Source organism: Afipia sp. GW821-FHT14H12, assembly GCF_058803465.1.
In genome coordinates, this window is sequence record NZ_JBXAOZ010000001.1 from 2,055,563 (window position 1) to 2,080,304 (window position 24,742).

At 62.3% G+C, this 24,742-nt stretch carries 24 protein-coding genes, 1 tRNA gene and 1 riboswitch; of the genes, 12 read left to right on the plus strand and 13 right to left on the minus strand.

Features of this window, described 5'->3' with window-relative positions:
• The first annotated feature begins 46 nt into the window (after positions 1–46).
• Complete coding sequence (locus AC1RNA_RS10340) at positions 47–2,539, plus strand: putative bifunctional diguanylate cyclase/phosphodiesterase (protein WP_492951035.1); 2,493 nt, start codon at positions 47–49, stop codon at positions 2,537–2,539.
• A 3-nt stretch (positions 2,540–2,542) separates the two neighbouring features.
• Here AC1RNA_RS10340 and AC1RNA_RS10345 read toward each other — a convergent pair whose 3' ends face one another.
• The 6 genes from AC1RNA_RS10345 to yidD all read right to left on the minus strand — a co-directional run bounded on the left by AC1RNA_RS10345 (position 2,543) and on the right by yidD (position 9,731).
• The gene (locus AC1RNA_RS10345) at positions 2,543–3,106 is read right to left on the minus strand and encodes a nitroreductase family protein (protein ID WP_048755807.1); all 564 of its coding nucleotides are present in this window, start codon (positions 3,104–3,106) and stop codon (positions 2,543–2,545) included.
• A 92-nt stretch (positions 3,107–3,198) separates the two neighbouring features.
• Positions 3,199–5,244 carry a threonine--tRNA ligase gene (gene thrS / locus AC1RNA_RS10350; protein WP_492951036.1) on the minus strand — a complete coding sequence of 682 codons (2,046 nt, stop codon included), beginning with the start codon at positions 5,242–5,244 and terminating at the stop codon, positions 3,199–3,201.
• A 98-nt stretch (positions 5,245–5,342) separates the two neighbouring features.
• On the minus strand, positions 5,343–7,565 hold the full coding sequence (locus tag AC1RNA_RS10355; protein ID WP_492951037.1) for a xanthine dehydrogenase family protein molybdopterin-binding subunit: 2,223 nt from the start codon (positions 7,563–7,565) through the stop codon (positions 5,343–5,345).
• 20 nt (positions 7,566–7,585) lie between these two features.
• The gene (locus AC1RNA_RS10360; protein WP_492951038.1) at positions 7,586–8,590 is read right to left on the minus strand and encodes an FAD binding domain-containing protein; all 1,005 of its coding nucleotides are present in this window, start codon (positions 8,588–8,590) and stop codon (positions 7,586–7,588) included.
• An 11-nt stretch (positions 8,591–8,601) separates the two neighbouring features.
• Complete coding sequence (locus tag AC1RNA_RS10365; RefSeq protein ID WP_492951039.1) at positions 8,602–9,222, minus strand: (2Fe-2S)-binding protein; 621 nt, start codon at positions 9,220–9,222, stop codon at positions 8,602–8,604.
• Between the two features lie 167 nt (positions 9,223–9,389).
• On the minus strand, positions 9,390–9,731 hold the full coding sequence (gene yidD, locus AC1RNA_RS10370) for a membrane protein insertion efficiency factor YidD (protein ID WP_492951040.1): 342 nt from the start codon (positions 9,729–9,731) through the stop codon (positions 9,390–9,392).
• Between the two features lie 214 nt (positions 9,732–9,945).
• On the opposite strand from yidD, the gene AC1RNA_RS10375 reads away from it, so the two are divergent.
• The gene (locus tag AC1RNA_RS10375; RefSeq protein WP_492951041.1) at positions 9,946–10,908 is read left to right on the plus strand and encodes a COG3904 family protein; all 963 of its coding nucleotides are present in this window, start codon (positions 9,946–9,948) and stop codon (positions 10,906–10,908) included.
• 17 nt (positions 10,909–10,925) lie between these two features.
• Here AC1RNA_RS10375 and AC1RNA_RS10380 read toward each other — a convergent pair whose 3' ends face one another.
• Positions 10,926–11,399 carry an iron-sulfur cluster assembly scaffold protein gene (locus AC1RNA_RS10380; protein ID WP_492951042.1) on the minus strand — a complete coding sequence of 158 codons (474 nt, stop codon included), beginning with the start codon at positions 11,397–11,399 and terminating at the stop codon, positions 10,926–10,928.
• Between the two features lie 255 nt (positions 11,400–11,654).
• On the opposite strand from AC1RNA_RS10380, the gene folE reads away from it, so the two are divergent.
• From folE to AC1RNA_RS10400, 4 genes are all read left to right on the plus strand, one after another.
• Positions 11,655–12,338, plus strand: a complete 684-nt coding sequence (folE, locus tag AC1RNA_RS10385; protein ID WP_009341097.1) for a GTP cyclohydrolase I FolE — start codon at positions 11,655–11,657, stop codon at positions 12,336–12,338.
• A 33-nt stretch (positions 12,339–12,371) separates the two neighbouring features.
• The gene (gene hisI, locus AC1RNA_RS10390) at positions 12,372–12,800 is read left to right on the plus strand and encodes a phosphoribosyl-AMP cyclohydrolase (RefSeq protein ID WP_492951043.1); all 429 of its coding nucleotides are present in this window, start codon (positions 12,372–12,374) and stop codon (positions 12,798–12,800) included.
• A 150-nt stretch (positions 12,801–12,950) separates the two neighbouring features.
• Positions 12,951–13,886 (plus strand): lytic transglycosylase domain-containing protein, encoded by a 936-nt coding sequence (locus AC1RNA_RS10395; protein WP_492951044.1) that lies wholly within the window; start codon positions 12,951–12,953, stop codon positions 13,884–13,886.
• Positions 13,887–14,022: 136 nt separating this feature from the next.
• Positions 14,023–15,441: a DUF2336 domain-containing protein gene (locus AC1RNA_RS10400; RefSeq protein WP_492951045.1), complete on the plus strand. Its 1,419-nt coding sequence runs from the start codon at positions 14,023–14,025 to the stop codon at positions 15,439–15,441.
• An 84-nt stretch (positions 15,442–15,525) separates the two neighbouring features.
• Here the strand turns inward: AC1RNA_RS10400 and AC1RNA_RS10405 are convergent, their stop codons facing one another.
• The 3 genes from AC1RNA_RS10405 to AC1RNA_RS10415 form a co-directional block, all read right to left on the minus strand.
• Positions 15,526–16,107, minus strand: coding sequence for an Hpt domain-containing protein (locus AC1RNA_RS10405; protein ID WP_048755818.1), 582 nt, complete (start codon positions 16,105–16,107; stop codon positions 15,526–15,528).
• A gap of 5 nt (positions 16,108–16,112) precedes the next feature.
• Positions 16,113–16,658 (minus strand): response regulator, encoded by a 546-nt coding sequence (locus AC1RNA_RS10410; protein WP_009341092.1) that lies wholly within the window; start codon positions 16,656–16,658, stop codon positions 16,113–16,115.
• A gap of 101 nt (positions 16,659–16,759) precedes the next feature.
• On the minus strand, positions 16,760–17,539 hold the full coding sequence (locus AC1RNA_RS10415) for an NAD kinase (protein WP_009341091.1): 780 nt from the start codon (positions 17,537–17,539) through the stop codon (positions 16,760–16,762).
• A gap of 310 nt (positions 17,540–17,849) precedes the next feature.
• Here AC1RNA_RS10415 and AC1RNA_RS10420 point away from each other — a divergent pair, with 310 nt between their 5' ends.
• A complete protein-coding gene (locus tag AC1RNA_RS10420) occupies positions 17,850–18,074 on the plus strand; it encodes a His-rich protein BRANT (protein WP_009341090.1) in 225 nt (74 codons plus the stop codon).
• Between the two features lie 89 nt (positions 18,075–18,163).
• On the opposite strand, the gene AC1RNA_RS10425 is transcribed toward AC1RNA_RS10420, so the two are convergent.
• Positions 18,164–20,272 (minus strand): TonB-dependent receptor plug domain-containing protein, encoded by a 2,109-nt coding sequence (locus tag AC1RNA_RS10425; RefSeq protein WP_492951046.1) that lies wholly within the window; start codon positions 20,270–20,272, stop codon positions 18,164–18,166.
• A 169-nt stretch (positions 20,273–20,441) separates the two neighbouring features.
• A riboswitch (cobalamin riboswitch) is annotated at positions 20,442–20,679 on the minus strand.
• Between the two features lie 32 nt (positions 20,680–20,711).
• Between AC1RNA_RS10425 and AC1RNA_RS10430 the strand changes: the two genes are divergently transcribed.
• Together AC1RNA_RS10430 and AC1RNA_RS10435 are read left to right on the plus strand one after the other, a co-directional pair.
• Positions 20,712–21,200, plus strand: coding sequence for a hypothetical protein (locus tag AC1RNA_RS10430; RefSeq protein ID WP_040298685.1), 489 nt, complete (start codon positions 20,712–20,714; stop codon positions 21,198–21,200).
• A gap of 8 nt (positions 21,201–21,208) precedes the next feature.
• A complete protein-coding gene (locus tag AC1RNA_RS10435) occupies positions 21,209–21,685 on the plus strand; it encodes a TspO/MBR family protein (protein ID WP_009341087.1) in 477 nt (158 codons plus the stop codon).
• 263 nt (positions 21,686–21,948) lie between these two features.
• Here AC1RNA_RS10435 and AC1RNA_RS10440 read toward each other — a convergent pair whose 3' ends face one another.
• Positions 21,949–22,149 (minus strand): hypothetical protein, encoded by a 201-nt coding sequence (locus AC1RNA_RS10440; protein ID WP_009341086.1) that lies wholly within the window; start codon positions 22,147–22,149, stop codon positions 21,949–21,951.
• Positions 22,150–22,363: 214 nt separating this feature from the next.
• Between AC1RNA_RS10440 and AC1RNA_RS10445 the strand changes: the two genes are divergently transcribed.
• The 3 genes from AC1RNA_RS10445 (at position 22,364) to AC1RNA_RS10455 (ending at position 23,749) form a co-directional block, all read left to right on the plus strand.
• Positions 22,364–22,438, plus strand: a tRNA-Thr gene (locus AC1RNA_RS10445).
• Between the two features lie 299 nt (positions 22,439–22,737).
• The gene (locus AC1RNA_RS10450; RefSeq protein ID WP_009341085.1) at positions 22,738–23,166 is read left to right on the plus strand and encodes a hypothetical protein; all 429 of its coding nucleotides are present in this window, start codon (positions 22,738–22,740) and stop codon (positions 23,164–23,166) included.
• A 31-nt stretch (positions 23,167–23,197) separates the two neighbouring features.
• Positions 23,198–23,749, plus strand: coding sequence for a hypothetical protein (locus tag AC1RNA_RS10455; protein WP_009341084.1), 552 nt, complete (start codon positions 23,198–23,200; stop codon positions 23,747–23,749).
• An 89-nt stretch (positions 23,750–23,838) separates the two neighbouring features.
• Here the strand turns inward: AC1RNA_RS10455 and rlmB are convergent, their stop codons facing one another.
• Positions 23,839–24,657, minus strand: a complete 819-nt coding sequence (gene rlmB / locus AC1RNA_RS10460) for a 23S rRNA (guanosine(2251)-2'-O)-methyltransferase RlmB (protein WP_492951047.1) — start codon at positions 24,655–24,657, stop codon at positions 23,839–23,841.
• Positions 24,658–24,742 lie beyond the last annotated feature (85 nt).

Consider the following 24,742-nt stretch of genomic DNA (forward strand, 5'->3'; position numbering starts at 1 on the left):
GGATGCGCGCGCGTGAAGAAGCTGCGTTAGTGCGCGAGGATACGTTGTGAGTACCATCGGTATTTCGAACGAAAATATTTCCGGGTCCGATTTGTTCAGCGATCTGTCGGTGCTGGAGCGAAAATGGCGCGCCGCATTGAAGCCGGGGCGCCTGCTGCCGCCTTTTGAAGATGTGACGCTGGGCGGCTTGGGCCGCATCGCCGATAACATGGCGCTGCTCAGGGGGCAGGGCGGCGATATCGAAATTCTGCGCGCCGGGCGCGAGGTCGATGCATGGCTTGAAAGCGAAGTTCAGCACACGCCGCTGGCCATGCTGCCGCCGGACTGCGCGCTGACGCTGGCGGAGGCTTGCGCCTCGGCGCAGCATAATCAGAAGCCTTATCTCGCCACCGCCCATTGCGTGCGTCACGGCAAGGTGCAGGCCTATGACGTTCTCGCGCTGCCGATGGCGTCCCGCTGGGGCGACGTGCTCACCAGCATCTATGTTCATACGCGCGGTCTCGATTTCGACCTGCTGGATGCGGTGTTCTGCGCCACCGATGACGGTGTGCTGTCGCTTGCGGCCATTCGCGACGCCGAAGGACATCCGGTCGATTTTCAGATCGTGCATCTCAATCAAGGCGCGGCGCGGCTGTTGCGGCTGCCTTCCGACGAATTGCGTTGGTTGCGGCTGAGCGCGGGAACGCATCTGTTGTCATTCACCAACGTGCTGGCGCAACTCGCGGAAGCGACGGGTGCCGCGGCGAATGTGCAGATCGAAGTCGAGGGGGATGGTTTCACCTTGAAACTGAATGTCGCGCCGGTCGGCGACATGCTGTCGGTCATCCTGACAGACATTACGGATCTGAAGCGCCGCGAAAGATCGTTCCGCCTGCTGTTCGACGCCAATCCGATGCCGATGTGGGTATTCGACGCGCAAACCAAGAATTTCCTCAACGTCAACGATGCGGCCATCCGGCACTATGGATATGACCGCGCCACCTTCCTGGGGATGAATCTTCTCGACATCTGGCCGGAGGACGAACGGCAGGCCCATGCAAGCGTGCTGGACGAGGTCGGCGACATCTATCAGTCGACCCACAACTGGCGACATATGAAGGCCGATGGCTCCGAGATCGAGGTTTTGACATTCGGTCGTCGCGTGCCGTTCGAGGGGAAGGATGGCTTTCTGGTGACGGCGGTGGACATCACCGAGCGGCGCAGGGCGGAGGCGCGCATCGCCTATATGGCGCATCATGACAATCTCACCGGCCTGCCGAACCGCGTGAAGTTTCGCGAGCATCTCGATCAGGCGCTGGAGCGGAGCGATGGCAGCGATGAACGCATCGGCGTGCTGTGCATCGATCTCGACATGTTCAAGAATGTGAACGACTCGTTCGGGCATCCGGTGGGCGACCGCCTGCTGAAGATGGTGGCGGAGCGGCTGCAGGCGGTGATACCGGCGGATTCGCTGGTGGCGCGCCTCGGCGGCGACGAATTCGCGATGGTCGTGAAACGCAACCCGATGCCCCGCGATCTCAACGATCTTTCGGCAATATTGATTGCCGACGTGAGTGCGCCTTATGCCGTGGACGGGCTGGAGCTTGTGATCGGCGCCAGCGTCGGCATCGCGATGTCGCCGGGCGACGGCGTGACCGGAGACGATCTGCTGCGCAACGCGGACATGGCGCTTTACCGCGCCAAGTCGGAAGGCGGCGGCGCGCATTGCTTCTTCGAGCAGGAAATGGACCGTCAGGCGCAGACCCGCCGCGCGCTCGAATTCGATCTGCGCCACGCGCTGGCCAATGGCGAGTTCGAATTGCATTATCAGCCGCTGGTCGATGTTGCGGCCAACCGTATTGTCGCGTTCGAGTCACTCATTCGCTGGCGTCATCCGGAGCGCGGCATGGTCTCGCCGGCGGAGTTCATTCCAGTGGCGGAGGATATCGGCCTGATCGTCACGCTTGGCGAATGGGTGCTACGCGAAGCCTGCACCGAGGCCGCGAAATGGCCTGCGGATATAAAGGTGGCGGTGAACCTGTCGCCGATTCAGTTCAGAAGCCGCAATCTGGTGCAGACCGTGATCGCGGCACTTGCGCATTCCGGCCTTGCGCCGACGCGGCTGGAGCTGGAAATCACTGAATCGCTGTTTCTTGCGGAGACAGAGGCGAACCTCGCGATGCTGCATCAGCTCCGCAGCCTCGGCGTGCGCATCTCGATGGATGATTTCGGCACGGGTTATTCGTCACTGAGTTATCTGCGCAGCTTCCCGTTCGACAAGATCAAGATCGACCGCTCCTTCGTGCGCGACCTTGCCGAGCGGGAGGATTGCGTGGCGATCGTGAAGGCAATCTCTGGCCTCGGCCAGAGCCTGAACATCTCCACGACGGCGGAAGGCGTCGAGACCGAGGACCAGCTCGAGCGCCTGCGTGCGATGGGCTGCACCGAGGTTCAGGGATTCCTGTTCAGCGCCGCAAAGCCCGGTGTGGACATCGCAGGATTGCTCGACAGGTTCGGACAGGGACGCACGAAGGCAAAAGGGGCCGCTGCGGCCGCGTGAGGACTAGAACCGCGTCACGATCTCGCCGAGCGGCGGGCGAGGGCGATCCTCGATCGTTTTGGTCGGCTTGCCGATGTGGATGAAGCCCGCGATCTTCTCGTTCGGCGCAAGGCCGAGCGCATCCATCGCGTCGCGGTCGAACGCCATCCAGCCCGTCACCCAGTCGCAGACGTAACCAAGCGCGGTCGCGGCGTGAACGATGTTCATGGCGCTGGCGCCGGCCGATAATTCCTGCTCCCACGCGGGCACCTTGAAGTGCTCGATGGTCTTGCTAACCACCGCGATCACGAGCGGGGCCTGCGAGAACCGGGTGCGCTCCTTCTCGATCTGGTCGGGCGTCGCCTGCGGGTTCTTCTGCGCGAACAGTTTCGCGAAAATCTCGCCTGCGCGCGTGCGGCCGTCGCCCTCGAATACGATGAAGCGCCATGGCGACAGCTTGCCGTGATCGGGCACGCGGGAGCCGATGGTGAGGATGGTGTCGAGTTCGGCCGCAGAGGGGCCGGGGCCGGTCATCTCCATCGGCTTCAGCGAGCGGCGGGTTTTCAGAAGTTCAAGTGCGTCTGGCATGTCTGTCTTTCAGGTCTGTCTTGTGGCCAACAGATAGGAAGACGCCGATGCCCGGCACAAGGGCGGGCACCGGCATGAAGTTTAGATAGACTTTAAGCAAGCCCCTTCGCGCGCTTCACATCCGGCGGCGTGGCCTCGGCGGTCAGCGCCTGCAATGCCTCGTCGAGCGGCAACACGGTCTGGCCTTCGCGGCCGAGGCGGCGGATCGAGACGGCGCGCGTCTCAGCCTCCTTCTTGCCGACGACCAGCAGCGCCGGGATCTTCGCCAGCGAATGCTCGCGGACCTTGTAGTTGATCTTCTCGTTGCGCAGATCGATCTCGACCCGCAGGCCAGCCGCGCGGCAAGCCTCGAACACCTCGCGGGCATAATCGTCACCATCCGAAGTGATGGTGGTGATGACGGCCTGCACCGGCGCGAGCCAGAGCGGGAAGTGACCGGCGAAATGCTCGATCAGGATGCCGGTGAAGCGTTCCAGCGAGCCGCAGATCGCGCGATGCACCATCACGGGTGCGACCTTGTTGGAATGCTCGTCGATGTAGAACGCGCCGAACCGCTCCGGCAGGTTGAAGTCCACCTGCGTGGTGCCGCACTGCCATTCGCGGCCGATGGCGTCGCGCAGCACGTATTCGAATTTCGGGCCGTAGAACGCGCCTTCGCCCGGATTGATCGAGGTCTTGATGCGGTTGCCAGATTTGGCCTCGATCTGCGCCAGCACCTTGGTCATCACGCTTTCGGCGTGGTCCCACGCGGCATCGGTGCCGACACGCTTGTCGGGGCGCGTCGAGAGCTTGACCGTGAGTTCACCCTCGAAGCCGAAATCGGCGTAGGTCGACAGGATCAGGTCGTTGATCTTGAGGCACTCGTCCGCGAGCTGGTCCTCGGTGCAGAAGATGTGTGCATCGTCCTGCGTGAAGCCACGCACGCGCATCAGCCCGTGCATCGCGCCCGAGGGCTCGTAGCGGTGTACGACGCCGAATTCGGCCAGGCGGATCGGCAGTTCGCGATAGCTCTTCAGGCCGTGCTTGAAGATCAGCACATGGCCGGGGCAGTTCATCGGCTTGATCGCGAACCAGCGCTTGTCTTCTGCTTCATCGCCGGCGGACTGCGCCGCGAACATGTTCTCGCGATACCATTCCCAGTGGCCGGAAGTCTCCCACAGCGACTTGTCGAGCATCTGCGGCGCGTTGACCTCGTCGTAGTCGGCAGCGAGGCGGCGGCGCATGTAGGCGATGATCGCCTGAAACAGCGTCCAGCCCTTCGCGTGCCAGAACACGACGCCGGGGCCTTCCTCCTGAAAATGGAACAGGTCCATCTCGCGCCCGAGACGGCGATGGTCGCGTTTCTCGGCTTCCTCAAGCTGCTTGAGGTAGGCGTCGAGATCCTGTTGGCTCGCGAACGCGGTGCCATAGATGCGCGTCAGCATCGGGTTGTTGGAATCGCCGCGCCAGTACGCGCCCGCGACCTTCATCAGCTTGAAGGCGTTGCCGACCTTGCCGACGGAGGTCATGTGCGGCCCGCGGCACAGATCGAACCAGTCGCCCTGCTTGTAGATCTTGATCTGCTGATCGGCTGGAATGGCATCGAGCAGTTCGACTTTGAACATCTCGCCGTTGTCGCTGAACACCTGCTTGGTCTGTTCGCGCGTCCACACTTCCTTGGTGAAGGGTTTGTCACGCGCGATGATCTCGCGCATCTTCTTTTCGATCGCGGCGAAGTCCTCGGGCGTGAACGGCTCGTTGCGGAAGAAGTCGTAATAGAAGCCGTTGTCGATCACCGGGCCGATGGTCACCTGCGTGCCCGGCCATAGCGTTTGCACGGCTTCCGCCAGCACGTGCGCGGCATCGTGCCGGATCAGTTCCAGCGCGCGCGGGTCGTCGCGGTTGATGAATTCGATTTTCGTATCGTGTTCGATTCCGTCGGTAAGGTCGGATACGACACCATCGAGCGCCATCGCCACGGTGCGCTTGGCGAGCGAGGGCGAGATGCCCTTGGCGATCTCAAAACCGGTGGTGCCTTTGGGGAATTCGCGTTTTGCCCCGTCGGGGAAGGTAACGGCAATCATGTCGGGATTTTCGACCGCTTTGAGGTTGGCGAGGCCGAACTGGAATCCGGACGCGGGGGCTTCTTTATCAGACATTAATCTCTCCTGTTGCTCACTCCTGCGAACGAGCGCAGGTAAGCGGTAGGAGAGGGATATAGCAGCGGAATCGCCGTGGGCAAAGGCGTTTGAGCGCCTTACGCCGTCAGCAAATCCTCGATCATCACCGGCAGTTTGCGGACCCGCACGCCGGTGGCGTGATGGACGGCATTGGTGATCGCCGCCGCGATGCCCGCAAGGCCGATTTCACCAAGGCCGCGCGCGCCGAGTTCGTTGAAGATCGTGTCGGGATGTTCGACGAACGACACGTCGATCCGCGGTGCGTCGGCGTGTGTCGCCATGACATAATCGGCGAGGTTGCTGTTGATCGCAGCGCCATTCTGCGGGTCGTACCAGGTGTGCTCGAACAGCGCCATGCCGACTCCCATGACGACGGCGCCTTCGATCTGGTTGGACGCCGTCTTCATGTTGATGACGCGGCCGCCGTCGATCACGGTGACGACACGCTCGACTTTCAGCCGCGCCAATTCCGGCTGCCAGCTCACCTCGGCGAACTGCGCGCCGAAGGAATGCAGCGAGTACTTCTTCTTCAGCGGATCGTTGAATCCGCCCTCGCTCTTGCCGTGCCCCTTGACCGATGCCTTGCCGGCCATTTCCAGCACGCGGGCGAACGGCAATCCGCCGCCGTCCGCCGCGCCAACCGTGGTGTTGGCGGCGACTACCTTGCCGTCCTTGAACGTAAGGTCGCGCGGCTTGTGGCTGGCGGATGGCGAGTTCGGCGTTTTCACCGCGAGGTCGATGATGGATTGCTGCGCCTCCCGCACGGCCTGAAGCATCGCCGGAATAACGGATGCGGTCGCCGCCGAGCCGCCGGAAAACGGACCGGGCGGCAGGTCGGTGTCGCCGAGCACGACCTCGATCTTGTCGGTGGGCACGCCGGCTTCGGCGCTGACGATCTGCGCCGCCGCCGTATAGGTGCCGGTGCCGATGTCCTGCGTCGCGCAGGTGACGCGCACGGTGCCGTCCGATTTCAGTTCGACAGCGGCCTCGGTCGGCATCCGCAGTGCGATCCATGAAGCGCCCGCCACGCCCCAGCCGAGGATTTTTCCGTTCTTGGTCATCGAGCCGATGCCGGGCGTGCGCTTGCTCCAGCCGAACTTGTCCGCGCCGGTCTGCAGGCATTCGACCATGTGGCGCGACGAGAAGGGCAGGCCGCTGCTCTCGTCCACCTTCGGCTCGTTCATGATGCGGAATTGAACCGGATCGATCTTCAGCTTGATCGCGAGTTCATCGACCGCCGACTCCAGTGCGAACAATCCTGGCACCGCGCCGGGGCCGCGCATCGATGTCGGCGTGCCGACATTGCGTTTGGCGGCCGAGGACCGGACGCGCAGGTTCGGCGTGGAATAGAGGAAGGGCGTCGCCTCGCCGCAGTTCTCGCCGTAATCGTCCGACATCGATGTGTGGTTGATGGAGTCGTGACTGAGGCAGACGAGCTTGCCGTCGGCCGTCGCGGCAAGCTTGATGTGCTGCTGCGTCACTGGCCGGTGACCGGCGGACTCAAAATTCATCTTGCGGGTCAGCACAAGCTTGATTGGCTTCTTGAGTTTCTTCGCCGCTGCGGCAGCAATAAAACTGTGGGCCCACGGCCACAATTTGCTACCGAAGCCCGAGCCGATGAAACGCGCGACCACCCGAATGTTGTCGGTGGGTTCGCCCAGCACCGCGGCTGCGACCTGGCGATGGTTCACGACTGCCTGACTTGGCTCATACAGCGTGAACACACCGTTCTCATACGTCACGACCGAGGCGTGCAGTTCGATGACGGAATGGGTCTCGGTCGGCGTGACGTAGGTTTCATCGATCTTGACCGGCGCATCCGCGAACGCCTTCTCCACGTCTCCGCGCTGGCTGTCCGTGGTCCATTTCGAAGGCTCCAGTTCATCCTTCACGTTGAAGGGTTTGGCGTCATACGTGACCTTGATGGTATCGGCGGCTGCGGTGGCCTGCTCGAAGGTGTCGGCGATGATGGCGGCAACGTACTGGCCGTAATAGCGCACTTCATTGTCGGCGAGCGGGGGGCGCCTCTCGTCGATCATGCCGTTTTTGGCGGTTGGCCGGTTGAGCTTGCCGATATTGCCGGAATGCAGCACGAGCCGCACGCCCGGCATCTTTTCGGCGGTGGTCGTGTCGAGGGTCTTAATCATGCCCGCCGCGACAGTGGCGCGGACCGGAACGGCATAGAGCATGCCGTCGAAATGGTGGTCGGAGGTGTAGATGGCTGTGCCGGTGACTTTCTTCGGTCCGTCCACGCGATTGAGCGGGGAGCCGATCACCTTGCCGGGGTCCACATAATTCATGGTGCAATCTCGCTATTGGCTTAGGCCAGCTTTGCTGCGGCGTCGAGGGTGTGAACGAGGCAACGCTTCGCCAGTTCGACCTTGAAGCCGTTCTGGCTCTGCGGTTTCGCATCTTTCAGGAAGGCCTCGGCGGCAGCGCGGAATGTCGCCTTGTCCGGCGCTTTGCCGATGAGTGTTTTTTCCGCATCCGCGTTGCGCCATGGCCGCGTGCCGACGCCGCCCATCGCGAACTGCGCGGTCTCGATCTTGCCGTTCGTGACTGTCATCACAACAGCGGCGGAGGCGAGGGCGAACTCATACGATACGCGGTCGCGCAGCTTCAGATACAGCGAGCGCGATCCCTTTGGCGGCGCGGGCAACGTCACATGGGTGATGAGGTCGCCGGGCTGCATCACGGTCTCCTTGTCGGGCGTGTTGCCCGGCAGCAGGAAGAACTCCGCGATCGGCACGTTCCGCTCGCCCTGCGGCCCGCGAATGTGGATGGTGGCGTCGAGCGCCATCAGCGCGACATTCATGTCGGATGGGTTGCTGGCGATGCACTGGTCGCTGGTGCCGAGAATGGCGAGCGTGCGGTTGAAGCCGTTGATGGCCGCGCAGCCCGATCCGGGATTGCGCTTGTTGCAGGCCATGTGCTCGTCGCGGAAATAGACACATCGCGTGCGTTGCAGGAGGTTGCCGGCCGTCGTCGCCATGTTGCGCAATTGTGCCGATGCGCCCGATAGCAGCGCCTGCGACAGCACCGGATAATCGCGCACCACGCGCTCGTCATGCGCGAGGTCGGCGTTGCGGACGGTCGCGCCGATCTTCAACCCGCCATCGGCGGTAGGTTCGATCTTGTCCAGCGGCAAATGATTGATGTCGATGACCTGCTGCGGTGTTTCGACATTCAGCTTCATCAGGTCGATAAGTGTGGTGCCGCCGGCGAGGAAACGGATATCGGCTCCCTGTTGCGCGGTTTGCGCGGTAGAGGCGGCTTTGATCGCGGCATCCACATCGTCGGCGCGGCGCAGTTGGAACATGTGCATCTGCCGTCTCCTTACGTACCTTGCCGGACCTGCTGGATCGCGGCGACGATGTTCTGGTACGCGCCGCAACGGCAGATATTGCCGCTCATGAGTTCACGCACGTCGGCATCGGACGGACCGCACGGTTCTTTCATCAACGCGACGGCGGACATGATCTGACCGGACGTGCAGTAGCCGCACTGGTAGCCATCGTGCTCGACGAAGGCGGCCTGCATCGGGTGCAGGTTGCCGGGCTCGCCGAGGCCTTCGATGGTGGTGACTTCGCGCTCAGTGAGAGCGGCGGCGAAGGTCAGGCAGGAATTCACGCGGCGGCCATCGACATGCACGGTGCATGCGCCACACTGGCCGTGATCGCAGCCCTTCTTGGTGCCGGTGAGGTGGACGTGCTCGCGCAGGAAATCGAGCAGCGTGGTGCGCGGGTCGATGGTGGCGGAATAGGGTTTGCCGTTGATGGTCAGTTTCGTCTCAACGGCATAACCCGGCGAGACGGTTGTCTTCGTCGGTGTCATGTCAGCCTTGCTTGGGGTTGGCCAGTTCGTGGCAGTTGCGATGCCGGCGGCACCGATGGTCTGGAGGACGGTCCTGCGATCCGGGCCTGGCTTGCCCGATTTGGATGGATCATGCTCGGTCATGCATCCCTCGATGCTGGTGACGTATGTATCCAAACCCCGCCGGGTTCGAATTTGTCTAACTCCAAACAATAGCGATGGCTGCGGTCAGTTCCATGACCCGATCGCCAAATGCCCCACACAAAAAAGTGTCGTGAAAACAAAAGCGGTAGCTGCGTCCGCCAGCACATTCATTCGTGCTTATCGTTGACGCCGCGCCAGCGCGCGTAACGCCACGGCAGATACCAGCGTGCATTCGCGGGTCTCTGCTTGGGCACGAAGTCGAGGCCCGACGTGCCCCACGGCTGGCAACGTAGCAAGCGGGCCAGCGTCATCCAGCCGCCCGCCCACAATCCGAACCGGCCGATGGCTTCATCGCCATAGGCCGAGCAGGTCGGAACATGGCGGCAGTTGAATCCGATCAGTGGCGAGAGCGTGGACCGATATAACCAGATCATGCCGCGTCCCGCATTGCGCGGCGCGTTCTTCGCCATGTCGCAGGCACGGCAGCCGCAGGACAATTTGAAAGGCATGAGCTTGGTCTGGGTTAGAGGTTAGTTCCGGTTCCAGGAACTATACTGGTTTTTCCGCCACAGTTTCACAGCATCGCGCGGGTTTGAATGCAACGCGCCGAATGTTTCATGGACGCTGCGCTGCGGCACCGTTACGATTTTCATAATGCTCGTGTGACAGGATTCGTGTCACGCTTCGGCTCTGGGCCGTTGCCCGGCTCGGGCATGGAAGGGAATGGAAGTGGGGTCGCTCACGTTTAGCGGCTGGGCGCGGATTGGCGCCGCAGCCCTCTTGGTTGCGCTGTTCGGCCTCGCCGCGCGTGAGGAAACCGCACATGCTTCCGGCGCTGCTCAATCGTCGCCATCCGCGAAGACCTCCCACGCAGCAGATGCGCCCCATGAGCCGGAAACGGTCGAGCCGCGCCGCCAGCCGATGACGTTTGTCTGGCACGCGGCGCCGAAAGATCAGTGCGCGCCGGATTGTCGCGACTGGATCGAGGCGGTCGGCGTCATCACCACCGACACGCCTGCATTGTTCGAGAAGATCGCAACCGGTCACGATCTGTCGTCCGCGACCGTGGTGCTGAACTCCAGCGGCGGTTCGGTGCTCGATGCGCTGGCGCTTGGCCGGGTGTGGCGCAAGGCGGGCCTTTTCACCACCGTCGGTCAGGTGATTGAGAAGGACGGGTTGAACGGCAAGGTCCGTGCGATCGAGCCGGACGCCTATTGTGAATCGATGTGCGTATTCCTGCTGCTGTCGGGCAAGACCCGCAACGTGCCGCCGGAGGCGCATGTCCGTGTCCACCAGATCTGGATGGGCGACCGCGCCAATGACGCGAAGGCCGCAACCTACACCGCGCAGGATCTGATGATCGTCGAACGCGATGTCGGGCGGCTTGCGAAATATACGTTCGACATGGGGGGCACCGGCGATCTGCTGACGCTGGCCTTGAGCGTGCCGCCGTGGGAGCCGCTGCATGAATTGTCGCGCGACGAATTGCGGTTGGGTAACCTCGTGACCGACGAGCCGGTGGTGGCGGACGTGCCGAAGCTTGAGCCGCCGCACACGGCGACGGTGGGCAAGCCTGTCGTGACCAAGCCGATTCAGGATCGCGTGGCGACCATGCCCGCGACGATGGCGCCGACCAAGACGGCAGAAGCGCTGCCGCCGACCGGCGGAGCCGCGCCTGCGCAATGATGCGGGCGGCAGTCCGATTATTCGGCGGGAGCCGTGTCGGCGTTGAGCGCGCCTGACGCCTTCTCTTTATTCTCGATCTGGTCGATCGCGTCGACCACGGCGTCGAATGTCAGCAGCGTCGAGGCATGGCGGGCCTTGTAGTCCCGCACCGGCTCCAGCACCGCGATGTCGGCCCATTTGCCGTCCGGCGGCGCGCCATTGTCCTTCAGCATCTTGGTCACGGTGTCGCGCAACTGGCGCAGTTCATTGGCGCTCGAGCCGACAATGTGGCGCGCCATGATCGAGGAGGAGGCCTGACCCAGCGCGCAGGCTTTCACGTCATGGCCGAAATCGGTGACGACGCCGTCCTTCATGTTGAGGTCGATCTTCACCGTCGAGCCGCACAGCTTGGAGTGGGCCGTCGCCGAGGCATCGGGATGGGGAAGGCGGCCGAGCCGTGGAATATTGCCGGCCAGCTCGATGATTTTCTTGTTGTAGATGTCGTTTATCATGAAAGTACCTGTGGGCTGCGCCCGCCCAAAAGGGCCATCTGGAGCCTTGGCTCGCAGTCCTGCTGTCCTATATAATGGCTGGATCGCAGGAATAAACCTGTCGAATTGACCGGCTGCCCCGGAAAGTCACGATTTGGCTTCCGGCAGCCTTCTAAACTCACGCAAGGCGTCCGACGGTCCCACAGGGCCTCTGGCGACCCGGTGACACTCCGGCCCCGTCTTTGGCAATGAGGGCCGGTCGAACGGAGAGCCACGATGGATGCTGTCATCAAGCCGCTACGCGGCAAGGTGGACAAAATCGAAGTTCCTGCTTCCGAGATCGATCAGGCGGGGATTAACCCGGATCAGCCGCGTCCCTCGCGCGACGCGGCCGAGCAGGCGGTGAAGACGCTGCTCGCCTATATCGGTGAAAATCCCGACCGCGAGGGCCTGCTCGACACGCCCCGCCGCATGGTCGAGGCTTATGACGAACTGTTTCAGGGCTACCACCAGTGCCCGGCCGAGGTGCTGAACCGCACCTTCGGCGAGACCGCGGGCTACGATGATTTCGTGCTGATCCGCGACATCGAATTCCATTCGCATTGCGAGCATCACGTCATGCCGTTCTACGGCAAGGCGCACATCGCCTATACGCCGGTCGACCGCGTCGTCGGGCTGTCGAAGATTGCGCGCCTCGTCGATGCCTTCGCGCATCGGCTGCAGACGCAGGAGCATCTCACCGCCCAGATCGCGGCGGCGCTCGACAAGGTGTTGCAGCCGCGCGGCGTCGCGGTGCTGCTCGAGGCGGAGCATACCTGCATGTCGGTGCGCGGCATCGCCAAGCACGGCGCCAAGACGGTGACGTCGCGCTTTACCGGAATGTTCTATGACAATCCGGATGAGCAGAACCGTTTTCTTCATATGGTGCGGGGCATTAGCGCGCCATTTTCAGGCGCTTGAAGTTTTTCACGAACCTTAGAATGTTGTTCGCAAGTGACGACGCAATCAGGCCACAACGCAGAGCTTGAAGAGGGGCTTTCGTTCGCTCCGCGCTTCGACGCGTCCGGACTCGTGACGTGCGTGGCGACCGACGCCCGCTCGGGCGACGTGCTGATGGTCGCCCACATGAACGACGAGGCGTTGCGCAGGACCATCGAGACCGGCGACGCCTGGTACTACAGCCGCTCGCGCAAGAAGTTATGGCGCAAAGGTGAGACGTCGGGTCATGTCCAGCGCGTCGTCGAGATGCGGATGGATTGCGATCAGGATGCGGTGTGGATTCGCGTCGAGCAGTCCGGTGCGGCCTGCCACACCGGCCGGCACTCCTGTTTCTATCGCGCGGTGAAGAACGAGAATGGCGGCGCGAAGCTCGTGTTCGTCGATGCCGATAAGGCGTTCGATCCCGGCAAGGTCTACAAATAGCACCCCGTCACGCTGCGCTTCGGCTTGCGCTTGCCCGCGCCGTTAACCCTCCATTAACCATAATCGCCCAGGGTGCAGATGGACCGGAAGGTCCGGCGGGTGTTGGGAAGCGCCCGCGACATTCAGACGTGTCACCGGGGAGCGGGACACATGGCAATCGACAGCACGACTGCGTCGTCAGTCATTGATTCTGCGCGCGCGAAAATCGCGGGCGCCATCAAGCAGGCCGCAGATGCGACCGGCGCGAGCTTCGATTACCTGATTTCCACCGCCAAGATCGAATCCAACCTCGACCCGAAGGCGCAGGCATCCACCTCGTCGGCGCGCGGGCTTTACCAGTTTATCGAGCAGACCTGGCTCGCCACCGTGAAGCAGGCGGGGGCCGCGTTCGGCTACGGCAATTACGCCAATGCGATCTCGCAATCACCGTCCGGCACTTATTCCGTCAGCGATCCGGCGACGCGCGACCAGATCCTCAGGCTGCGCGACGACCCCGCTGCCAACGCGGCGATGGCGGGCGCGCTGACGCAGGCCAATAGCTTCAAGCTCTCCGGCGAACTTGGACGGCGCCCGACCGACGGCGAACTTTACATGGCGCACTTCATGGGCGTCGGCGGCGCGACGAAGCTGATTTCCAGCGCGCAAAGCAATCCGAGCGCGTCCGCACCCGCGATGTTTCCGAATGCGGCCGCCGCCAACCGTTCGATCTTCTACAATCGCGACGGCAGCGCGCGCAGCGTGTCGGAAGTCTATTCGGACATCAATACACGCTTTGCCCGCGCGGCGAATTCTCCGATGGCGCGTTTCGCGGTTGCCTCGGCGGGCGGCTCGTCGCCTGCCATGGACAACATGGCGTACCTGTCGAGCTTCCCGCAGGGCAGCGGCGCGTCCATGACGACACGGCAGATGGGGCCAACATTCCATTCGCTGTTTCAGGCCGGCGATCGCGCCGAGCCTTTGTCTTTGACGGTGCGCCAGTTGTGGGGTGCCGGTTCGCAGGCCAACGCGGAGGCGCCCGCCGCGGCTAATCCCGATCAGTCGCAATTCAATCTGTTCAGCGATCCGAAGGGCGTGTTTGCGGGGTGAGCGGAGGGAGTTAACAAAAACTCAACGGCCGCAGCCGTTTATGGTGAACTGTTTCTTAAGTGTCATGGTTTACGCTTTCTGACAGTAGCGTCGTATTCCCGACGCAGTCAGCAAAGTTGCGTAAGCCGGAACACCCATGATCGTTCGGCAGTTTATCAGTTGGGTTCGTACCGCTCCCGTCGGGGAGCGCGCCGAGGCGACACGGGCATTGGCCCGCGCCTGGCTCATTTCAGATTTATCGCAGGACGATCGCATCGCCGCCGAAGGCGCGCTGCTGATGCTGCTCGACGATGCCTCGCCGCTGGTGCGGCAGGCGATGTCGGAGGTGTTCGCGGCCGAGGCCGATGCGCCGCCCGCCATCGTCGCGGCACTCGCGGCTGACCAGCCCGATATCGCATTGCCCGTTCTCGAATTCTCGCCGCTGCTGATCGATGCCGATCTGGTCGATCTCGTCGCCACCGGTTGCCCGCAGGTGCAGTGCGCGGTGGCGCGGCGCGCGGAGTTGCCGGTGTCGGTGGCTGCCGCGCTCGCGGAAGTCGGCGATGCGGCGGCGGTGCTCGAACTGATTGAAAATCCCGGCGTGACGCTGGCGCCGTTCTCGCTGGAGCGGATCGTCGAGCGCCATGGCGATCTCGCCGTGATCCGCGAACAGCTTTTGCAGCGTGAGAATTTGCCTGCGTCGGTGCGCCTTGCGCTGGCGGCCAAGGTGTCGGCGACGCTGGCCCGCTTTGCCGCAGCGCGCGACTGGATCACGCCAGACCGCGCCAGCCGCCTTGCGGCGGAAGCGACGGAACGCTCGCTGCTCGATATCGCAAGCCTGTCGCAGGGCGAGGAGCTGGCAAATCTCATCCATCATCTGCGCGAAAGCGGCCAGCTCAACGCAGGCCTCGTGCTGCGCGCGTTGTTGTCGGGCAATGCCGGTCTGTTTGAAGCAGCGCTTGTCGAGCTGAGCGGCCTGCCGCCGCGTCGTGTCGCCGCGTTGGCCTATAGCCGCGGGGCAGGGCTGGACGCGCTGCTGACGAAGGCGGGTTTCCCGGCCTCGACCGTTCCGGCATTCCGCGCCGCGGTCGCAGCGATTCTGGAGATTGGCTTCGTCGATAGGCAGGACGGTATTGTGCGGTTGCAACGCCGCATGGTCGAGCGTGTGTTGACGCAATGCGAGAGCGAAGTGGCGTCGGCGCACGATCCGCTGCTGGTGCTGCTGCGGCGCTTCGCGGTCGAGGCAGCGCGCGAGGATGCTCGGCTGTTCTGCGATGAGACGGCGACACAGATCGACGCCCAGCGGTTCGTGCAGATGATCGAGGACGCGGCGCCAGTCGAAGACGATTGTAGTTACGACGAGATGATGGCCGAGGATGACGAGGACATCGTCTTCGTGGATTCTCCGCCGCTTGCGCCGCGTTTGGATGACGAAAACGAATTCAGCTATGAAAGCGAATTCGACGACTATGCGCCGCTGGACGAGAATTATGCCGCCTCGAATGACGAATATGCGGTGATCGAGGGACTGGACGCCGAGATTGCCCAGATCGTCCGCGAGCGCATCGCGGCCTAAAGCAACATCGTGCTTCATACGAGCATGCAAAAGCGCCGCTGTTGAGCGGCGCTTTTTGTTTGCCGGTGAGGAAGTGGGGGGCGTTTAGTCCGCTGGTACGATGCTCGGCGCCAGCACGGCTTCGAGGTGTTCGGGGCGGTCGCGATTGGCCTCGATCAGGAATTCGTCGGCCAATTTGCGCAAACGGATGCTCAGTTCATCCGCCGTGTCTTTTTTCGAACTGCTCTTCGGCAGTTCGCGCACGATGGCCTGAATGGCGTGAACATGATGGGCGATCAGGTCCGATGGTACCGTAGTGAGTTCGGGCGCATGTTCGAGAATGCGGCAGAGGCTTTCGGCGGCGACCGCCGCTTTGGGATAGCCGAACGTGGTGGCATCGCCCTTGATGTCATGGGCTGCGCGGAACAGCTCTTCCCGGTTCTGGCTGGTGAAGCCATCCTTCGCCACCACTTCGAACGCGTGCGCGAGGCGGGCGCATTCCTCGTCCATCCAGCTCTTGAATTCACCGGACAGGCCGGCGAGCGCCTCCTCGGCGCGCGCGATCGGGTCGTCAGTGTCGCGATCATCCGCATGGCGCACGAATTTGCGCAACGGATTTGGCTGGGTGATGACCTGATGGGCTTCGAAGGTTTCGACCTTGAGGCTGCCGGTTTTGTCTTTGGCCATGGCCGCTATCCGGGGCTGCGGGCTTTATCCAGCAGCGAGGGTTGCTGCAGGATTTCGGCCTTGCCGCCGTTGCGGCGGTCGAGACCGATATAGGTATTGGAGGTGTTGCGCCGCCGGTCCGGGCCAAAATAGCTCTTGGTGCGGATGAAGGGCCGGGGGGATGCCACCACGTTCAGGATACGCTGGTAGAGCCCCTTGGCGGAGATCGGCTTGGCGAGGAATTCGGTGACGCCCGCGTCACGCGCGGTCATGACACGACGCTTCTCCGAATGGCCGGTGAGCATGATGATCGGCGCATACGGATTGCCGACGCCGTCCGGCTGGCGGATCATCTGCGCGAGTTCGAGCCCGTCGAAAATCGGCATCGACCAGTCGGTGATGACGATGTCGGGGACATAATGGCTGTACATTTCAAGCGCGGTGGCGCCGTCTTCGGCTTCATAGACTTCGCGCGCGCCGAACGAGTGCAACAGCGTACGCAGAATACGCCGCATATGCGCGTTGTCGTCGCAGACGAGAAACCGCAGTTTGTTGAAGTCGATGCGGAACATGCACAGCCACGTAGAGGGACGCCGATATGGGAAAAGTCTAGGCTGGCGGCCGTTAACGCCCGGTTAAGCATAAACGCGCAGTCCGAGGCATCTGCCTGCGGTTAAACGCCGAACTGCTCACTCAGGATACGCTCTTCCAGGCTGTGGCCGGGGTCGAACAGCATGCGGATCGAGATGCTCTTGTCGGTCAGCACCTCGACGCGGGTGACGTAGCGCACTTCATTATGGTCGGCGACCGCGGCCACCGGACGCCGCTCGTCCTCCAGCACCTCGATGGTGATGTGGGCGGAGCTTGCGAGCAGGGCGCCGCGCCAGCGCCGTGGGCGGAAGGCGTTGATCGGCGTCAGCGCCAAAAGGTTTGCCGTGATGGGAATGATCGGTCCCTGCGCCGAGTAGTTATAGGCGGTCGAACCGGCCGGCGTGGCGACGAGAATGCCGTCCGAAATCAGTTCGGGCATCCGCACCTGCTCGTCGATCAGGATGCGCAGCCGCGCGGCCTGATAGATCTGGCGAAACAAGGCGACTTCGTTGATGGCGTGGTGCACATGCACTTCACCTGCGGCGTCAGTCGCGCGCATCAAAAGCGGATTGATGACGGTCAGCCGCGCGGCATTCAGGCGTTCGATCAGCCCGTGGCGGCTGTATTCGTTCATCAGGAAGCCGACGGTGCCGCGATGCATGCCGTAGATCGGCGTACCGGAGCGCATCCGCTCATGCAGCGTGCGCAGCATCAGCCCGTCGCCGCCGAGCGCCACCACGACATCGGCATCCTCGACTTCGCGATTGCCGTAGTCCGACGACAATTGCGCCAGCGCGCGCTGGGCTTCCAGCACCGGGCTCGCGACAAAGGCAATGCGTTGGTATTTGCTCTCGACGGTCATGAAGGCTGGTTAACCCCGTAGGGCGCAGGCCGGATTGGCGTGAATTCCTCAAGTGTATCCGGTCTTTGCCTCCTGCGGTACTGGGGGAAATGTGCTCCGTCCGCGACCCTTTAACAGCGTTAACGCCGCAAGATGGCTCGCTCGCAGGCGCGGACGGGACGAAATCGACATTAACAAGATGTCATGCAGATGAACAGAAACCGTTTGGCGGCTTCAGTTTGAGTTCAGTGCGCGCGGCTCATCATCGGGCCACGATCACCGCTTCGGCCATTCGGCCCATTGCGCTCTGATCCCGAAACAGGAGTTTGCCATGTTGAAGATCATTTCAGCCGCCATTGTTGCCGCCTCGGTGATGGTTGCGCCGGCGATGGCCGCGACCGTGATCAAGACGCAAAAAACGATCACCCATTCTCAGGTTCTGAAGCCGTCGGTGGCGAATGCCAACGCCCACATGGTGAAGAAGCATCATCGTCACCATGTGCGTCCGCATCACCACACCAAGCGCGTGGTCGTGAAGCATCGTCATCATGGTTGATTGACGACAGCGGCGCGGCTTGCCCCGGCTGCGTCCGCTGAATTGAGAGCCGGTTCGTGGATTCCCCCGTCCACGGACCGGCTTTGTTTTTAGTTCGTCACGAACCGCAGGCCGCCATAGACGCCGATGCCGGTTTTCTCGAAGCCGAGCGGATTTTGGTAATGGCGATCGAGCACGTTATCGATGCGTCCGAACACCGACCAGTTCTGATCGACTTTGTAGTTCGCCGCGAGGTTGAGGAGCTGATAGCCAGGCGCGCGCACAGTGGCACCTGTTGCGTCGGCATCGCTCCACGAACTGATCCAAAGCGCGGTCGCCGTCAGCGTCAGTCTGTCGGTTGCCGCCCATTTGGCTTGCGCGCTCCACTTATGGGCCGGACGACGTTTTAACGCGATGTGCTTGGTGTCGTCCGTGGCAATCGTGTGGGTGTAGTCGCCGCGAAGCGTGAGGGATTCTGTGAGTGCGAACGAGGTGAAGGCTTCGAGGCCGTGGGTCGTCGCGAGTGCGACGTTTTCGTATGAAAAGAGCGTCGGGTCGGTCGGGACTGGCTGGAAGCTCTCAATGAGGTTGTTGAAGCTGTTATGATACCAGGTGCCGCCAAACTGTAAGCGCTTGTTGAACAGGGCTTGCTCGAAGCCGTAATCGTAGCCTTTGCTTTCCTCCGGCTTCAGGTTGAGGTTCGAGACGACGCCGAAAGCAGGGTTGGTTGAATACAATTGATCGATTGAGGGCGCGTGAAAGCCGGTGCCATAGCTTGCCTTGAGCTTGGTGCCGGTTTCCGGAATGACGATCGCCGGCGCAACACGGAACGTGTCGTGCCCGCCAAAATGGTCGTTCTGGTCATGACGCACGTTTGACACGATAAAAAGCCGGTCGAAAAAATTGGATTGCAATTCGGCATAGCTGCCGAGGTTTTGAATCGAGCCGGCAGCCACGGGAATGTTGAAGACGGCCTGGTCGATGCGCCCCCGTTCGGTTTCATGCTCCACGCCGGTGACAAGCGTCTGTCCCCTCACAAGCGCAAGATCGCTTCTCCAGTACACCTTCGCACGATCGCCATGGTAGCTGCTGTTTGGGGTGTCTGATCCATAAAACGGAGGACCATAAGGGTCGGTCGTGTTCCGCTGAACGTCGGTGTAGGTCACGCCAACATGGTTGTTGAAGCGCCCGTCGAGTAATTTGAATACGCCCTCGACGAGGCCGTTGAACTGCTTGCTGTCGGACCGGGACTGGATCGGGTTGGGGACGGTTGCAAACGTCACCGGATTGAAACCATCGCTCTCCGTATACCGAAGGTGAGCATCCGTGTAGCGGGCGACGGCATTGACCGAGAACATCTCGGAGAAGTCGTGGCTGACTTTGCCGTGGAAGGTCAGGTTGTCATAGAAGTCGTTGTTGCGCTTCTGTCCTGGAGGCAGGCTGGAGAGTGGTACGACCGGTGTCGAGTCAACCCGCATGTGCGATGTGGTGAAAGCATAGCGTGTGTCGCTGGTCGAACCGCTGACCGAGGTTGCCTGATTGAACGTCCCGAACGATCCACCTTCGAGCAGCGTGGACCATTGCGGCGCGCCCTTGCCGGTCTTGGTTGTCATCGAGATGACGCCGCCCATCGCGTCCGATCCGTACAGGCCACCCTGCGGGCCGCGAAGAACTTCGACCTGTTCGAGGCCGAATGTCGTCAGCGGACCGAAATCGAACGCGCGATTGGGACTCGATGGATCGCTCACGTCGATGCCGTCGATGAGGACCTTGGTGTGATAGGAGTTTGCGCCGCGGATGAAAACGGATGTCAGTCCGCCCGGAGCATTAGGTGCAACATTGAGACCGGGAACGGTCTGGAGCAGATCCGGCACGGTTCGCCGCTGTGTGTCCTGAATATCCTTTGCCGTGATCACGGTGATCGAGCTGGCAATCTGGCTGACCGGAGTAGGGATCGTGGTCGGCGAGGTCACGAGGTTGTTCGGCAGATTGGCGGAAGCGGCAGATGCTTCGGCAGGCTTCGGCTTCGCATCCACGCGCTTCCTGTTTTTCGGTAGATGCTGGTTCGGCTTCTTCGGGGCCGGGCTCACCTGAATCGCGGGCAGCGGCGGTTCGGTCTGCTGGGCCTGTGCGGATGGAATGAAAGCTGCGCTCGCCAGCAATGCTGAGAGCAAAGCAGGCGAGATGCGCCTGCGCGAGGATGATTGATGTAATGTCACGTTCGGCCCCCACCGAAATCTTGCAGGCGGAGAACGATCAGGCTTCCAGGCGCATGATATGAAAGCGAGGCTTCACATCGGGACTGGAGAAGGCCAGAGGCATGTCTCCGCAACGGTTCATGTCATGTCACCGCTGCGGAAGCCGCTCCTTCGCACGCCCCGCGCGACGGATGGATGACCGGCGCAGGCAGGTCTCCTGGCTCGCGGATCGTCGCTGCTGTCCGCCTTCCCAAGCCGGCATGGGCCGTGCTCAGTGGCATGATGGACAGCGGCTCACCGCTGACAGTTGCGGGGGCAGCTTCGGAATTGCCGCGCCGGAGAAGGTGTGCGAAATATGCCCTCAGCGCGACGGCACCGAATTCCCTATTACGCCGGCTTGCGCCGGCACCTGTACCGTGCCCGCAATCAAGCGGGGTGGCGGTGTCGTGTCAACGCCACAATGTCCGAGAATCTCTGCGCGATGGACTTCCCCGATCTGCGTTGCAAATGGGAGACAGCGGCACGCCGCGCAGTGCGTCGCGCCATGCCGCTATTGACCATCGTTCTGATGCTTGGCGGGTGCGCGTTCGGCAGCGCGGATTACGATGGCGTCACTTATACCGCTGACCGCGGCGTCAGCGATCAGCCGTTTCCCAAGAATTATCGCCCCCAACTGCTCGCATTCCTGCACACATATCTGAACGATCCAACCGACGTGCGCAGCGCGGCGATCGCGGAGCCGATGCAGCGCGAAGTCGGCGGACGGCAGCGTTACGTTACCTGCCTGCGCTACAGCGCCAAGAATCTCGAGGGCAGCTATACGCCGGTGAAGGAGCGTGCGGTGGTCTACATCGACGGCCGTCTCGACCGCCTGATCGAGAAGCCGGGCGAAATCTGCGCGGGGGCGAACTATGCTCCGTTTCCCGAGTTGGAGAAGCTAACACGGTGAGGCCTGCGATGCAGTTCCGGACGACGACTCGGCTTGCGGCCTGTCTGGTGCTGTGCCTCGGCATCGCCGCCGTGCAGGGCATCGTGACGCGGCCGCAGATCGCGGGTTGGTACAATGAACTGGCGAAGCCGTCATGGACGCCGCCAGCGTCTCTTTTCCCGATTGTCTGGACAGCACTCTACAGCCTGATGGCGGTGGCGCTGTGGCGATTGTGGGAGAAGGCCGCGCCATCATCGGCGCGCAACTGGGCGATCGCGCTGTTTCTCATTCAACTGGCACTCAACGCGGCATGGTCACCGCTGTTTTTCAGCGCGCATGCGACGCGCGCGGCGCTGATCGATATCGTGCTGTTGCTTGCCGCAATCGCTCTGACGATGGTGGCGAGCGTACGGGTGGATCGTATCGCGGCGTGGTTGCTGGCGCCGTATCTCGCATGGGTCGCCTATGCGGCGACACTCAATGGCGGCATCGTCTGGATGAATTGAGAGGAATGCTCTGTTTCGAGAATCGGCAGACGGACTCGGAACCGGTTTTTCCGCAAGACACCCGCGAAAAAACAAAGCATGGGACTCTTCCCCCGAATCTCCTTCAAATCCCGGCAACGACTGGGGCGATTCTCGCCCCTCAGACTGCCGAGCGAACAGCCATGATGGATCGTGCCCTTACACTCGCCTTGACCGTTGCGGTGGTCGCGAACACGCTCTGCCTGTGGTCGTATATGTAACGCAGGCGCCGAGGCGGGGGGGCCTCAGTTGAGGTAGCCTTGATTCGCGGCTTCGATGCGGGTTGAGATATCGACGTAATGCTTCAACTGGGAGTTTTCGGTTTCGAGGTGCTCATTGGCGATCAGGAGCGCGCGCACGGCGCTGCGCAGGTTGCCGTCGCAACTCGCAATGGTCTCGTCGATCAGCACATCGTAACGGTCGGCCGGAAATTCTGAAGACGCCATCAGGTTACTCCCTCTCTACGCGGTGAGCTGTCGATAACTCCCAAGTCGGACACCCATGAGGCGGTTCGGCACATCCTTACCTTTTGCCCGCAATTCACAGCGCACCTGTGGAAGGCTTGTGTATGAGGGCCTCCCGGGCCGGTTCCGGAAGGGAGACATGCCTGCCGGGGCGGTCTTGTCCGGCTCGCCCGGCGCTGATAGCTGTTGGCCCGTTGCCGGCGTAGCACAGCGGTAGTGCAGCGGTTTTGTAAACCGAAGGTCGGGAGTTCGATCCTCTCCGCCGGCACCATTCAGAACGGTTCGTGCTGTTCGACATTGCCCGTCACGGCCTCGCGTTCTGTGATCCGTACGCCAGCGGGAATGTCGCAAACGGGGCCGAAGTTAAGCCCGGCGGCTGTGCAGGGGCCTGCGTCCGCTGCATTTGCCTTTCGTTAACCGCTGATCTTATTCGTATTTTAGTTCCCGGTTGCTGCAATTGAACGCGACATCATGCTTGCGCGTTAGCCTTACCGCGCGATTGCGCCTGCCTCTTAACTTATGGCGGCCATGGCTGAATTAGGATTGAAGCGAATTCGGAAGGTTGTTCTGATGCGTATCGTCGTCTCGCTCGCAGTTCTGGTCGGCAGCACAGTGCTTGCATTTGCGGATAGCGGTGGCGTGATCGCCGTTCCGGGCAAGCCCGGCGTCCCGGTCATGATCAACGGGCGCGATGCGACGTACGCCATGGTCGAAGGCGACTGGGGGCTCTCGCGTGGCGTCCATGTGCAGCCGACGGTCTATGGCGGCTGGGATTATTACGAAGGCCCGCCCGTCGGCCACTACTATCCTTCGCTCGGCCGCCGTCCGGGTTATGGCCGCCTTGAGATTCAACCCTCGGCGAATCGCAAATTGCCGCAGCCTGCGGAAAGTTATCATCAGTCATGGTCGGCGCAGTCGGCACCTCCGCAACAGACCGTGCCAGCCTATCCGCCGCCGGTCATTGTCGCGCCGGAAGTCACCCCACGCTTCAGACATTAAGACACAACAAATAACCGACAGGAGAGTGCGTATGCGTTTCAAGGTTCTGGGTCTCGCCGCGATGATCGGGGCGATGGTCAGCGCCGTTCCGGCGATGGCTTGCTACAACGGTTGCGGCGGCGGTTTGTTTACTTCGGGCGCAACGGCCTATGGTTGCGGTTATGTCGCGAGCGGTTGCGGTGTGACGTTCCGCGAGCAGTTGCCGAACCTCGATGCCGGCCCGCAGTACTACTACGTCAACCAGGGGCCGACCTATACCGGTCCGGGCGACATCGCGCCGGTGCCGACCTATCAGGAGCGCTCGGTGTCGGGCTGGGCGGCTTACAGCCGGCCATATTACTACGGCTACAATGGTGGCCCGTACGCGCACGCTTCGCATCACTACTATGACGGTGCCTATATCCAGGGTCCGCGTGTGTACAGCTACCGCTGGCGTCACCATCATCGCGCGCGTTACCAGCGTACGAATGTCCGCCAGCACAATCGCGGCGTGAAGCCGCGCACCCATTACTACTACACGGGCCATCCGGCCGGTGAGAAGGTCGTGCGCGGCAACGCTCACGCGCATCCGAACAAGATGTAATCCATCGATCGTGGCTGATCTGGTTTCGCTCCTCTTCGCGTGATGCGGAGGGGAGCGAAATCTTTTTGGCAGTTACTTGATCAAGCCAGTTATTTCATCAACCCAAGCCGCGACGCGCCGATATAGAGCGCAAGCGCGGTGGCGTTGGAGACGTTCAGGCTCTTGATCTCGCCTGGCATGTCGAGCCGCGCGAGTGTGCCGCAGGTCTCCCGCGTCAACTGCCGCAAGCCTTTGCCTTCGGCGCCGAGCACGAGCGCGAGGGGCGCGCGCAATTCCGTCTCGGCGAGGTTGGTGCTGCCTTCGCTGTCGAGCCCGACGGTGAGGAAGCCGTGCTCCTTCATCTCGGTGAGCGCGCGGGCCAGATTCTGCACGATCACCACCGGCACCAGTTCCAGCGCGCCGGAGGCGGATTTCGCCAGCACGCCGGTGGCCTCCGGGCTGTGGCGCGCCGTCGTCACCACCGCCTTCACCGCGAACGCCGCAGCCGAGCGCAGGATCGCGCCGACATTGTGCGGATCGGTGATCTGGTCGAGCACCAGCACGATGCCGTCCTGCGGCAGTTCGGAAATATCGAGCGCGGGCAGGGGATCGGCTTCCGCGAGCAGGCCCTGATGCACGGCGTCCGGCCCGAGCCGCTGGTCGATCACGCTCGGGCGCACGACTTCCGGCGTCAGCTTCTTAAGATCGATGTTTTCGTCCTGAAGGCGGCGCAGCGCGTTTTCCGTGACGAACAGCTTGCGGATCTTCCGCTTCGGGTTAGCCAGCGCCAGGGTGACGGTGTGCCAGCCATAGAGAATCGCCGGCCCGTCGCGGTCTTCCCGGTTCCGCCGATGCGGCGGTCCGCCGCGTCCGCGCGGCGGCGTGCGGTTCGAGCCCTTGAAGCGGGAGGATGGATCGCGGCTGGCCATGGCGCGCTTGTCTCACGAGGGTTCCTGCAAGGCAATCGGCAAGCCGATAGTGTGATGCTGAGGAGTACAGACGTTTTGCGGGAAC